The organism is Pseudomonas sp. NBRC 111124, assembly GCF_001320245.1.
In the GTDB taxonomy this organism is placed as follows: Bacteria; Pseudomonadota; Gammaproteobacteria; order Pseudomonadales; family Pseudomonadaceae; genus Aquipseudomonas.
Genome location: NZ_BCBA01000047.1, coordinates 78,411 through 91,123 on the forward strand (window position 1 = coordinate 78,411; position 12,713 = coordinate 91,123).

Sequence of the window (12,713 nt, forward strand, 5' to 3'; positions counted from 1 at the left end):
TAGCCGGGTTGAACGGTTGCCACCTTGCTCTGGGCGACACCGTCAGTACGGCGCGCGACGCCTGTCATCACCTGCTTGATCGAGCAAGGCATTTGCTCTCACAGGCGTGCCCCGTGCCATGAGCTCAGACGCTGGCGAGTACGGCCTTGGCCTTCTCCAGCGCCATGCGTGCGCGCTGCTCGGCGCTGATGCCCTGCTCCATCAGTTGCCGGGTGGGGATCTCCAGGCTCAACGGCACGGTCGCTGGCAAACCGCGCAACAGGCCCACCAGGTCGGCATCGCCCTCCCCCGGGAAACGCCGTTCGTTGCGCGCCTGGCGCAGGATCTCGTCCATGTCGGCCGGCACCGGCCCGGCGACGTCGCACAGCTGGGCATAGCGCATGCACTGCGCTGGCAACAGCGCGAGGTCGTCCAGCGAGGAACGCGAGCGGTTGAAGTGGAAGGCATCGACCAGCACGCAGCCATTGGCCCGGTCGGCGTTGGCCACCACGCGCATGGCCTGGCGCAGGTCGCGCACGTCGGTCCAGGGCATGAATTCCAGGTGCGGGTGGATGCCATAGCCAGCGGCCAGATCGCACAGTTCGGCAAAGCGCGCGGTGAGGCGCGCTTCAACCGGGTCGTTGCCAGCCACCAGCAGTTCGGTGCCGCCCAGTTCCGCACCGATCGCCAGGATCGGTTCGAAATCGGCCACGCAGGTGTCAGGTTTGAGCCGCAGGATTTCCAGGTCGAGCACCTTGATGCCGGTGTCGCGCAGGCGCGCTTGGGTCTGCCGGCGCAGGTCGGCGTTAGCCACCAGCGGGAAGTGCTGCTCCTGCTCGGTGGCCGGCACCAGGCGCAGGCCCACGTGGCTGTAACCGGCGCGTGCGGCGGCTTCCACCATGTCCGGCGGGGACAGTTCGAGCACCGTCAGGGCGGCGAGGGAAAAGATTCGGTCGGTCATGTCATTTACCTAAAGACGAGAAATCAGGCGATCAGTTCTGGCGCACAAGCCCGGCCGGTTTCGGCGGCCTGGCGGATCGCTTCGATCAGGGCCAGGGTGCGGCCACCGTCGGCGGCATCGATCAACGGCGCTTCAGTGCCTTGGGCGACGCGGATGAAGTGCTGCAGCTGCAAGGTCAGCGCCTCGCCTGCGGGTATGGCTTCCTCGCTTTGCAACAACGGCGTGTGCCAGCCGGAACCGGCCTCGGCGTAATGCCAGCGCTTGAGCTGCGGGATGCTCAGCGCGCCCTGGGTACCGGCCAGCAGGTAGCAGGGCTGACCGTCCTGGCGCGGATAGATCGGGCTTTCACCGGAGTCCAGTTCCCAGCTCCATGGCGCGGCCACCGCGTCGGAGCCGGTCAGGCTGCCCAGCGCACCGTTGGCGAACTGCAGCAGCACCGCCGCGCTGTCTTCGTTGGCGAAGCCGCGCACATCGTTGCGGGTAAAGGCCTGCACCTGCACCACCTCGCCGCACAGGTGGCGCAGAAGGTCGAGGTCGTGGATCAGGTTGGTGAGCAGAAAGCCCGCCCCCGGCTCGCGGCGCCACGGTGTTTCGAAGTAGCTGTCGGGCTTTTGCAGTTGCCACAGCGCGGTGACATTGATCAGCCGGCCCAGCTTGCCCTCGGCGATCACTTGGTGGGCCCTGGCGATCAGCGGGTTATGCCGCCGGTGGTGGCCGACCAGCACCGGCACGCCCCGGCGGCGCGAGGCTCGCACCAGCGCACGGACTTCATCGAGGTGCACACCGACCGGCTTTTCCACCAGCACCGGCACGCCAGCCTCGACGCAATCCAGGGCGCAGGCCACGTGCAGGTTGTTGGGGTTGGCGACGATCACCGCATCGGGGCGCGCTTGTTCGAGCATCTGCCGGTGATCGGCGAAACAGGCAACCCCGCACTCGGCGGCGAACGCTTCGGCCTGTGGGCTCGGGTCTGCCACGGCGCACAGCTGGGCTTGCGGCAGCCGGCGCAGGTGCTGGTAATGTTGACGGCCCATGATGCCGGCGCCGATCAAGGCGATTCGTAGGGGTGAGTTCAACGCACTGTCCTCTTGTCGTTATTGTGGAATCGATTGTGAAACCTTGTTCCAGAATCAACGCTACACAATGTAGAACCAAGTTCAGCTTTTCAGAACGCCACACCTCGCAGACTGTGCGATTACCGACCAGAAACGCATTCAGGCGAACAATTCGCTCGCCGGGCTGGCCGCCGACAGCTCTTCGGCCGCTGCCAGCAGCAGGGGCGCCAGCTCGGCCAGGCGCGCTTGCGCCAGGCGAGCGCTGGGGCCGGCAACGCTGAGCACGCCGATCACTTCGTCGCTCTGCGGGCGGCGCACTACAGCGGCCAGTGCAGAGGTACCGATGGCCGACGTCTGCTCGACCCAGGCGTAGCCGCGCTCACGGGCGCGATGCAGGTAGGCGAGCAACTCATCGGTTGATCGGGGCGCATTGGGGCCGAACTGGGACGGGTCGGCAATGCCCTGGCGCAACACCATCTGCAGCGCTTCTTCATCGCTGAGGCTGGCCAGCCAGGCATGGCCGGAGGCGGTATAGAACAGGGGGGCGTCACGACCCATGTCCGGGTCGTAGCGCAGCCCGGAACGGGCGCCCTGGGACTTGGCGATCCAGGTCTGGCGGTTGCCTTCTATCACGCCAAGGCGCACCAGCTCGCCGCTGTCCTGGGCCAGGCGGTCGAGAACTGGCTGAATGATGTCGGCGCCACTGCTGGACAGGTAGCGAAAGCCCATCGCCACCAACTTGGCGGACAGCTGATAGCGGCTGTTGTCACGGTTCTGCCGCACGTAACCCAGGCGCACCAGCTCGGTGAGCATGCGGTGGGCGGCGCTCTTGGGGATATCCAGGCGCTCGGCCAGCGTTTGCAGTGGCAAGCCGTGGGGTTCGCCGGTGAGGCTTTCTACAAGACTGAAGGCGCGTTCGATCTGACTACCAGCCATGACGTGTATCCCTGAAAATTTGCCGAATTCTAGAAGATGATTCCATGTCGTTGATAGCCAGCGCCGCCTGCACGCGCTGAAGTGTCCGGTTATCGACCAGAAATTGGCGCTTGGCCTTGCAGCACCATCACCTGAAAATGAATATTGTGGAATCTGGTTCCAATATAAATATAGGAGATAACACAATGCCCGCCGAATGCTTCCCAAGCGACTGCGATGTACTGGTCATCGGCTCTGGCGCGGCCGGGCTGGCAGCGGCGGTCACGGCTGCCTGGCATGGGCAGAAGGTGGTCCTGGTGGAGAAGGACCCGGTGCTCGGCGGCGCCACCGCCTGGTCCGGTGGCTGGGCCTGGCTGCCGCGCAACCCGCTGGCCCGGCGCGCCGGCATCATCGAGGACATCGAGCAGCCGCGCACCTACCTGCGCAACGAACTGGGCAGCCATTACAACGCAGAGCGCGTCGACGCCTTCCTTGAGGCCTGCCCGCACATGGTCGCCTTCTTCGAGCAGCACACGGCCCTGCAGTTCGCCGACGGCAACGGCATCCCCGACATGCACGGCGACACGCCCGGTGCCGCCCTTGGCGGCCACCAGGTGATTGCCGCCCCATACGATGCCAGTCAATTGGGCGCGTTGCTGCCGCGCCTGCGCAAGACCCTGCGCGAAACCTCGTTCATGGGCATGCCGATCATGGCCGGCGCCGACCTGGCGGCCTTCCTCAACATGACCCGCTCGCCGCGTGCCTTGCTGCACGTGTGCAAACGCTTCGCGCGCCACCTCTATCATCTGGCCCGTCATGGCCGGGCGATGCACCTGGTCAATGGTGTGGCGCTGGTGGCACGGCTGGCGAAGTCGGCTGACGACCTGGGCGTGCGGATGATCGAGTCGACAGCGGCCAAGGGCCTGCTGATGGAGGGCGGCAAGGTGCTGGGGGCCGTGGTTGCTGGCCCGCAAGGTGAACGGGCGATCCGTGCCAAGGCGGTGGTGCTGGCCGCCGGCGGCTTCCCCAATGACCCGGTACGGCGCCAGCAGCTGTTCCCGCGCGATGCCAGCGGCCACGACAACCTCGCCCTGCCCCCGCCATCCTGCTCCGGCGATGGCCTGCGCCTGGGTGAGTCAGCGGGCGGCGTGGTGGCCACTGACCTGAAGTCGCCGGTGGCCTGGGCGCCAGTGTCGAAGGTGCCACACCGCGACGGCAGCGTCGGCCACTTTCCGCATATCATCGAACGCGGCAAGCCGGGCATCATCGGCGTGCTGGCCAACGGCAAGCGCTTCGTCAACGAGGCGCACGGCTATTACGACTATGTGTCAGCCATGGTCGCTGCAGTGCCGCCGGGCGAGGAAGCTTGCTCGTGGCTGATCTGCGACCACCGCTTCCTGCGCCGTTTCGGCCTCGGCCATGCACGCCCCGCGCCGCTACCGGTAGGGCCGCACCTGCGCAGTGGCTACCTGAAGCGCGGCGCCACGCTGGAACAACTGGCCCAGGCGTGTGGGATCGACCCTGCCGGGCTGAGCACTACCGTCGCCGAATTCAATCGCCATGCACGCCAAGGTCAAGACCCGGCCTTCGGCCGTGGCTCGACGCCGTTCAACCGCAAACAGGGCGACCCGCTGCACAAGGGGCCGAACCCGTGCGTGGCGCCCATCGAGCAAGGGCCGTTCTATGCGGTGAAGGTGCAGCCCGGCTGCTTCGGCACCTTCGCTGGCCTGCGCACCGACGGCCATGCCCGCGTGCTGAACGACGCCGGCCAGCCAATCAGCGGCCTGTACGCGGCCGGCACCGACATGGCCAGCGTGTTCGGCGGCTGGTACCCGTCCGGCGGCATCAACCTGGGGCCGGCGCTGACCTTCGGCTATGTCGCCGGGCGGCATATCAGCGGCGTAACCGAGTACGAATAGCGTCAGCGGCTGGCAAACCATGGACATTGGCAGGGTTTGCCACTCAAACTGCGCCAGACGCGTGCCCACCGACCTTACCCGAGGAGGACGACTGCCCTTGAACAAGAACACCGAGCCCTCACGCGGCTGGCTGGCCAGCAAGCTCCTCGCCGACGGCCAGGAACCTGACCCTCGCTTCACCTTGGCCAACGAGCGTACCTTCCTCGCCTGGATCAGGACCGCGCTGGCACTGCTGGCCAGCGGCATCGCCGTGGACATGTTCACCGCCGAGATCTTCAGCCCCGGCACCCGCCGCCTGCTGGCCGTGGCGTTGATCAGCCTGGCCCTGCTGCTGAGCCTGCCGGCCTTTGTCCGCTGGCTTAATGTGGAACGGGCGATGCGCCAGAAACGGCCGCTGCCGTTCCCGCTGATCGCGCCGGCGCTGTCGATTGGCGTGTCGCTGGTGATGGCGTTCTTTGCCTATGCGGTGTTCTTCCATGCCTGACCCGCAGCGCGTCCACACCGATGACGGGCTGCAGCCGGAGCGCACGTTGCTGGCGTGGCGGCGGACCATCCTGGCGATGGTCGTGTGCAGCTGCTTTTTCCTGCGCTGGGTCCCGCACCATCGCTGGCTGGCCGTGGTGCCGGCCCTACTCTGCCTGCTGGCCGCGGGTGTCGCCTGGCTGCGTTTGCGGCGCAGCTATCATCGCCATGTGGTGGGCCTGCGCGCCGAAACCATCGCTTCGGGCGTCACCGTGAATCTGCTGCTGGCGGTGTGCGTGACTGCGCTGTGCGCGGTCGAGCTGGTCGCTATTGTGGCCTGGTAGTACCAGCGCCCTAGAACTGCGCCAGCCAGTACGGCACGTCCACCTCGTCGATCTGGTCATCACGCAGGAAGCGCTCGGCGTACTCTCTGTACACACCACTGCTGAGGAACAGCCGCAGCAGCTGACCATCGATGTGGTTGTCGCGGGCCATGGACACCAGGATCTTCACTGATTCGGACAAGGTTTTCGCCGCCTTGTACGGCCGGTCGGCGGCGGTCAGCGCCTCGAAGATATCGGCGATCGCCATCACCCGCTCGGCAATGCTCAGCTGGTGCTTGCCCAAGCGCCGCGGGTAGCCGCCGCCATCCATCCTCTCATGGTGGTTGCCGGCGATGTCCGGCACGCGCCGCAGCTGGCGCGGGAATGGCAGCGCGGTCAGCATGATGATGGTCTGCACGATGTGTTCGTTGATCTTGAAGCGTTCTTCATCGTTCAACGTGCCGCGGCGGATCGCCAGGTTGTACAGCTCGCCGTGGTTGCTGGCATGGGCCGGCAGGTGCATGTCGAAGCCCCAGGCGTTGCGCGGGTCACCCTTGACCACCGGCGGCTTGCGCGCCCCCCAGGGCTGCAGATGCTCGGGGCGGTCGGCCAGCAACGGCTCATCGACTGGCAAGGGTGCAGGCGCCACACCGGCAAAGCGCTGCTCTTCATCGCGGGAGATCCCCAGGCGGTTGTCGAAATGCCGTCGCCAGCGGCGCTGGCCGATACGCTGCAGGCGCTCGATATCCTCCTCCTGCATGAACTCGCCACCGATATTGGCCCTGGCGACGAACGCGAACTCTTCCTGCAGTTCGGCGCGGCACAGCTCCAGCGTGCGTTGCAGCACCGACGCGTCCTGGCCCGCCGCCAGGCCCTGCCAGTACGCAAGCTCCGCATCGCGCCAGAGCACCTCGAAGCGCATGCGGACTTCATGGATACGGTTGTACAGGGTCTCCAGCTTGGTCGCCTTGTCCACCACGTATTCGGGGCTGGTGACCTTGCCGCAATCGTGCAGCCAGGCGGCAATGCGAAACTCGTAGCGCTCGGCCTCGGTCATGCTGAAGTCGGCATAGGGGCCGCTGTCGGCCTGCATGGCCTTGTCGAGCAGCATCTGCGCCAGTTGCGGCACGCGCTCGCAGTGGCCGCCAGTGTAGGGGCTCTTGGCATCGATGGCGTCGGCCAACAGCTTGATCATCCCATCCAGCAAGCGTTGCTGGGCTTCGACCAGCTGGCGCGTCTCGATCGCCACGGCGGCGACGCCGGACAGTTCTTCGACGAAGCGGCGGAACGGCTCGCCGACTTCTGCGGGTGAGTGCTGCATCTCTAGAACGAGAATGCCAAGCAGCTCATGACCGCGGTCATTGAGCACCACTGCCAGGCTACGCCCGCCCAGCGCCAAAGCCTGAGTGACCGACCCCGCCAAGTCATGATAATCGGCCTCGCCGAGCGCCAGCTCCACGGGGTAGCCCGCGGCCCGGCAGGATGCAGCCAGGCGCAAGTGAGCATGCTGGTCATCGAACAGGTACACCGCCCCGGCACTGACCCCGGCGGCCGCCACCAGGTGCGTCAGCACGCCATCGAGCATGCGTTCGAGCTGGGTCTCGCGGCTGAGTGCCAGGGTGATCGCCTGAAAACTGCCGATGGTGCCGGACATGCGCCGCAGCACCCGACTCAGCTCACGCACTTCGGACACCCGCGAGATGACTCCCACTTCGCGGCTGAAATCGAAGTCGGCCAGGCCCCTCACCTGCTCGGCCAGCTGGTGCAGCGGGCGGCCGATGCGCCGGCCGATCAGGCCGCCGAGCAGCAAGAGCACAGCCATCAGCGCAGCCGTCCACAGCAGTTGCTCGAACAGTACCTTGCGCGCGCCCGCAAGCAGTTCATGGGCCGGCACCGCGATCAGCACCTGCAGGTCCTGCCCGGCCAGGTTAGTCAGCGGCACACGCATGCCGAACCACTTTGCGCCGTCTACCTGATAGAGCTGTGGTCGCGTGCCCTGGGGCAGACTGCCGTAGACCTGCTGCAAGCTGGGGATGCCCAGCTCGGCAATCCGCGACAAGCGCACCGCCTTGCCCTCGTGGATGATGGCCCGCTGCAGGTCCGGGTAGGCCACCACGTTGCCCTGACCGTCGACCACGGCGATTTCGGTGCCGGGGGTCATGCGCAGGTCGCGGGTTTCACTGGCCAGGTCATCGACCGAGACATCCATGCCCAGCACCGCCGCGCCGTCGACGCTGCGCAGGGCCATGCTCAAGCCGATTTCGCGGGTGGTGAAAAATACATAGGGGGGAGTCAGGACGGTGCCAGGTTGCGCAGAGGCATCGACAAACCAGGGGCGCGAGCGCGGGTCGTAGTGATAGTCCGGCATGGCCTGGGCCTTGAGCAGGGTCAGCGCACGGTCATAGAAGCGCCATTCGCCGCGCATCGCTCCGCCCTCACCCAGGCTCTCGCTCTGCACCAGGAAACGAGTGCCCACCGGCGCGGCAAAGCGCTCCAGTAACTGCGGGTCACGCAAGCGGCGCACCAGCAGGAACTCGCCGTTGGGGTAACCGATGTAAGCGGCGCTGAGCATCTTGTTGGCATTCAGGCTTTCGACCAGCTGCGGCAAGCGCTCCAGGCGCTGCGCCAGGTTGCCGGCTGAAGGGTTGAAGGCCATCAGGCGAATGCTGCTCTGTGCCGGATCGACCAGGCGCCGGGCCCGTTCGTCGATGGTCTTGCCGACTTGCTGGGCGGCGTCGCCAGCAGCAGCCACCAGGGCCTGTCTGATGCCGCGATAGCCCTGCCAGGCCAGGCCGGCGCCGAGCAGCAGCATGCCGATCATGATGGCCAGAGCGACCAGCCATTGCAGCGAGATGCCGCGCCCGGGCGTGTTCATGGCTGACTGCTCCATGAACGCCCGCTGCACGCTCTGTTCGCCCACAGGCGACCTGCCGACTTGGCAGCACGACCCAGCAACACGCAGACCATCCGCGGCATTCCTTGTGTGGCGACTTAAAGAGTGTAATCAGTCGAGACGAACATGCCGGGCGCAGAGAACACACTGGCCGCTTGGCATGCTGGATAGTGGCACGGCGACATTATCGAATTCAATGTTCATGCATGCCCGGCTTGGCCTTTTACAGCCGCCTTGCCGGGGCGCCAGACCACTTGGGAAGAGCAACACGGCGTCACCAGCAAACGTAAATAAAGCAGAAAGTACTGAAGCCAACCCAAACAGCGGTTTTTTTATTACCCCTTTACTGCTTGAACTATTCAGTTATGAAATATGCCGTTTCACACAACAGAACAGTTACTCTTTAGGCAACTTTTCCTACAACATTTTAGCCATAGGAATTGCCATCATATCAAGCGTGGCTGCATACTTATTCAACAAGATAGCCGAGAATAACGAGTCGACCGCACTGGAATTATGGGCTCGCCGTTGTTATTTCGGCCATGCTGGTTAAACACCTCGCACACGCTGGAATTCGCCAAACCACGAAGACATAGCGCTGGCAGCGCTAAACGCAGCGACACTGGGGGGCAACTGGCGGACTGAGGTTTGACACCGCCATTGCAAGTGAACTCAGCAACACGAAAATTGGAGTACCCATTGACCTGCAGAGTTTCTTGAAATTCCAGATAAAACTTCCCAATTTCAATAGTTCATCCGCTGGCTATCAATGGGCAGTCCTGATCCACAGACACGGCGTCGGTGCCCAAACCCGGCACCGACGAAGTAATCGACCGCGTCTTCTTTATCGACGATATAGAAGAAGGCGAGCAATACTGGGCCATCGTCAGGCTTTTCATGCAACAAGGCCCCGAAGCAATTCCCGACTTCCTCCATCCCTCCAGTAACACAGATGAGACCCCGAGTCCGAACAGTGAGGGAAAAATAGTGTTCCGTAACCCGTTCGACCGCCTGGCCCCCGAGGTCAATTGGCCCGCCGAAATGGACCTGGAATCCCGCACCGCCCCCGCTCAAGCCGAGCAACCATGAAACCCTCCGGCCCTGGCGGTATCGCTTGGCCTCCACGCCTGCACCCGCTAAAATCCCCCGCGGGTGCTAGCTGCAAGGTGCAGTGATGCAGGTTAAAGAACAGTGCAGGTCGGGCCGCCTGCAGGAATTCGTGCGCCTATGCAAAAAACCAAACTGACCCGCGCCCAGCGCCTGGCCCAGCGGGCCTTCGCCAATTTCGAGCGGTTCCTGCACATCGAGGCAGTGAGCGGCATCGTCCTGCTGATCACGGCCGTCGCGGCCCTGATCTGGGCCAACTCCCCCGCCGCTGCCAGCTACGACGCCCTTTGGCACACGCCGATCAGCTTCGGCATCGGTTCGCTGAGCTTCTCGCAATCGCTCCACTTCTGGATCAACGATGGCCTGATGACCATCTTCTTCCTGGTGGTCGGCATGGAAATCCGCCGCGAGATCCATGAAGGCGCCCTGGCCAGCCTGCGCCAGGCCACGCTGCCCATGGCCGCCGCGGTGGGTGGCGTCGCCGTCCCCGCACTGATCTACCTGGCCTTCGGCCATGCGCCGGCCGAGCAGCAAGGCTGGGCGGTGCCGACTGCCACCGACATCGCCTTTGCGGTCGGAGTGCTGGCCCTGCTGGGCAAGTCGATCCCGTCCAACATCCGTGTGTTCCTGCTGGCCCTGGCGATCATCGATGACATCATCGCCGTGCTGATCATTGCCGTCTTCTACTCCGGCGGCCTCGACTACAGCGGCTTCGGCGTGGCCGCCATTGGCCTGCTGTTGGTGATCGGACTGCAGAAGATCGGTGTCGGCTCGGCCTGGGCTTATGTCATCCCTGGCGCCATCACCTGGGTGGGCATGCTGATGACCGGCGCCCATCCGACCCTGGCCGGCGTGATTCTCGGCCTGATGACGCCGGTTGCCGCCATGCCGCTGGGCGAGCGCCCGCTGGATGCGATCTCGCGCTTCACCAACGACTTGCTCGGCCGCGCCAAGGCCCCTGAGCAAGACACCGGCGACCTGAGCGCCCCGCTCAAGCGCCTGCGCCTGGCCCAGCGTGAACTGGTACCACCGGTGACCCGTGTGGGCAGTGCCCTGCACCCTTGGGTGGCGTACGCGATCATGCCGCTGTTTGCCCTGGCCAACGCCGGTGTGGGCCTGTCCGGTATCGACCTGTCCGCCGAGGCGCCGCACTGGGTGATGATGGCGGTGGCCGTGGCGCTGGTGGCTGGCAAGCCGCTGGGTATCATCAGCGTCAGCTGGTTGATGGTGCGCCTGGGCTGGTGCAGCCTGCCGGCGCAGGTTAACTGGCGCGGCATCACTTTGATCGGGCTGCTGGCCGGCATTGGCTTCACCATGTCGATCTTCATTGCCAATCTGGCCTACAGCGACCCGGCCTCGCTGGGCGCGGCCAAGCTGGGCGTGCTGTCGGGCTCGGTGATCGCTGCGGTGCTGGGCCTTGCCTGGGGCGTCACGGGCCTGCGCAAAGGCGCCAACAAGGCGCCTGTACAAGCAGGTTGAAGCCTGCCGGGGCCTGCGGGCCCCGGTTTTTCCTGTATACAAAAATCTCAAACTTTGCTTACATGCACGCCTGTGCGCCTACGACATCGGCCAACGTCGCTGCGTATTGCGCCAGGCATCAGCCATGCAAGCTTCCCAGCACCACACCCCCAAGACCCTCCTGGTCAAGAACGCCGCACTGTTGGTCACCATGGACGGCGAACGCCGCGAGATCAAAGGCGGCGGCCTGTACATCGAAGACAATGTGATCAAGCAGGTCGGCCCCAGCGCTACGCTACCGCAGCACGCCGATGTGATCCTCGACATGGCCGGCAAAGTCGTCATCCCCGGTCTGGTCAACACCCACCACCACATGTACCAGAGCCTTACCCGGGTGGTACCGGCGGCCCAGGACGGAGAGCTGTTCAACTGGCTGACCAACCTGTACCCAATCTGGGCGCGGCTGACCCCGGAAATGATTTCGGTCTCGACCCAGACGGCCATGGCCGAGCTGATCCTGTCGGGCTGCACCACCTCCAGCGACCACCTGTACATCTACCCCAACGGCTGCAAGCTCGACGATAGCATCCATGCAGCCGGCGAGATCGGCATGCGCTTCCATGCCGCCCGCGGCAGCATGAGCGTGGGCCGCAGCCAGGGTGGCCTGCCGCCTGATTCGGTGGTGGAGAAGGAAAGCGACATCCTCAAGGAGTCGCAGCGCCTGATCGAGGACTACCACGATGCCAGCCATGGCTCGATGCTGCGCGTGGTGGTGGCGCCCTGCTCGCCGTTCTCGGTCAGCCGTGACTTGATGCGCGAAGCCGCGGTGCTGGCGCGCAACTATGGCGTATCGCTGCACACCCACCTGGCCGAGAACGTCAACGACATTGCCTACAGCCGCGAAAAGTTTGGCATGACCCCGGCCGAATACGCCGAAGACCTCGGCTGGGTCGGCCACGATGTGTGGCATGCCCACTGCGTGCAGCTCGACCAGCACGGCATCGAACTGTTCGCCCGCACCGGCACCGGCGTCGCCCACTGCCCCTGCTCGAACATGCGCCTGGCCTCGGGCATCGCGCCGATCCGCAAGATGCGCGACCATGGCGTACCGGTAGGCCTGGGTGTGGATGGCTCGGCCTCCAACGACGGCGCCAGCATGATCGGCGAAGTGCGCCAGGCGCTGTTGCTGCAGCGCGTGGGCTTTGGCCCGGACGCGATGACTGCCCGCGAAGCCCTGGAAATCGCTACCCTGGGCGGTGCCAAGGTGCTCAACCGCAACGACATCGGTGCCCTGGCGCCGGGCATGATTGCCGACTTCGTCGCTTTTGACCTGGGGCACGTGGCCTATGCCGGTGCATTGCACGACCCGTTGGCGGCCCTGGTCTTCTGCACCCCGACCCACGTCGACACCAGCGTGATCAATGGCCGCGTGGTGGTGCAGGATGGCCGTATCACCACCATCGACCTGCCCCGTGTGCTGGAACGCCATAATCAACTGGCCTACCAGCTCGTCAGCGGCGACTGATACAACGCTCTGCTTTGCTTCTGCTTTGCTTTTGCTTCTAAGTGCGCGGTAGTTCAGCAAACGCCGAATGCGACTTCAGGAGGCCGAACGCAGGCGTCTGAAGGGCCAGGGTGCGT

11 protein-coding genes are annotated in these 12,713 nt (G+C 64.9%); 7 read left to right on the top strand and 4 right to left on the bottom strand.

Going from position 1 to position 12,713, the window contains the following annotated elements:
- Nucleotides 1–124: 124 nt before the first annotated feature.
- From APH28_RS19120 to APH28_RS19130, 3 genes are all read right to left on the bottom strand, one after another.
- Nucleotides 125–940, bottom strand: a complete 816-nt coding sequence (locus APH28_RS19120) for a sugar phosphate isomerase/epimerase (RefSeq protein WP_060512092.1) — start codon at nt 938–940, stop codon at nt 125–127.
- Between the two features lie 23 nt (nt 941–963).
- Nucleotides 964–2,016, bottom strand: a complete 1,053-nt coding sequence (locus APH28_RS19125; RefSeq protein WP_082432342.1) for a Gfo/Idh/MocA family protein — start codon at nt 2,014–2,016, stop codon at nt 964–966.
- A gap of 138 nt (nt 2,017–2,154) precedes the next feature.
- Nucleotides 2,155–2,931, bottom strand: a complete 777-nt coding sequence (locus APH28_RS19130; RefSeq protein WP_060512093.1) for an IclR family transcriptional regulator — start codon at nt 2,929–2,931, stop codon at nt 2,155–2,157.
- A gap of 185 nt (nt 2,932–3,116) precedes the next feature.
- Here APH28_RS19130 and APH28_RS19135 point away from each other — a divergent pair, with 185 nt between their 5' ends.
- The 3 genes from APH28_RS19135 to APH28_RS19145 all read left to right on the top strand — a co-directional run bounded on the left by APH28_RS19135 (nt 3,117) and on the right by APH28_RS19145 (nt 5,635).
- A complete protein-coding gene (locus APH28_RS19135; protein WP_060512094.1) occupies nt 3,117–4,829 on the top strand; it encodes an FAD-dependent oxidoreductase in 1,713 nt (570 codons plus the stop codon).
- A 97-nt stretch (nt 4,830–4,926) separates the two neighbouring features.
- Nucleotides 4,927–5,313 carry a YidH family protein gene (locus APH28_RS19140; protein ID WP_218572263.1) on the top strand — a complete coding sequence of 129 codons (387 nt, stop codon included), beginning with the start codon at nt 4,927–4,929 and terminating at the stop codon, nt 5,311–5,313.
- Nucleotides 5,306–5,635, top strand: a complete 330-nt coding sequence (locus APH28_RS19145; RefSeq protein WP_060512095.1) for a DUF202 domain-containing protein — start codon at nt 5,306–5,308, stop codon at nt 5,633–5,635. The genes APH28_RS19140 and APH28_RS19145 overlap by 8 nt, the downstream gene beginning before the upstream one ends.
- A gap of 10 nt (nt 5,636–5,645) precedes the next feature.
- Here the strand turns inward: APH28_RS19145 and APH28_RS19150 are convergent, their stop codons facing one another.
- Nucleotides 5,646–8,489: an HD domain-containing phosphohydrolase gene (locus APH28_RS19150; RefSeq protein WP_060512096.1), complete on the bottom strand. Its 2,844-nt coding sequence runs from the start codon at nt 8,487–8,489 to the stop codon at nt 5,646–5,648.
- Nucleotides 8,490–8,667: 178 nt separating this feature from the next.
- Here APH28_RS19150 and APH28_RS28705 point away from each other — a divergent pair, with 178 nt between their 5' ends.
- The 4 genes from APH28_RS28705 to APH28_RS19165 all read left to right on the top strand — a co-directional run bounded on the left by APH28_RS28705 (nt 8,668) and on the right by APH28_RS19165 (nt 12,597).
- Nucleotides 8,668–9,060, top strand: a complete 393-nt coding sequence (locus tag APH28_RS28705) for a hypothetical protein (RefSeq protein WP_156340926.1) — start codon at nt 8,668–8,670, stop codon at nt 9,058–9,060.
- Between the two features lie 248 nt (nt 9,061–9,308).
- Nucleotides 9,309–9,596 (top strand): DUF6708 domain-containing protein, encoded by a 288-nt coding sequence (locus tag APH28_RS19155; protein WP_060512097.1) that lies wholly within the window; start codon nt 9,309–9,311, stop codon nt 9,594–9,596.
- Nucleotides 9,597–9,734: 138 nt separating this feature from the next.
- Entirely contained in the window at nt 9,735–11,093 is a 1,359-nt protein-coding gene (nhaA, locus tag APH28_RS19160) for a Na+/H+ antiporter NhaA (protein ID WP_060512098.1), read from the top strand.
- A 124-nt stretch (nt 11,094–11,217) separates the two neighbouring features.
- Nucleotides 11,218–12,597 carry an 8-oxoguanine deaminase gene (locus tag APH28_RS19165; RefSeq protein ID WP_060512099.1) on the top strand — a complete coding sequence of 460 codons (1,380 nt, stop codon included), beginning with the start codon at nt 11,218–11,220 and terminating at the stop codon, nt 12,595–12,597.
- Nucleotides 12,598–12,713 lie beyond the last annotated feature (116 nt).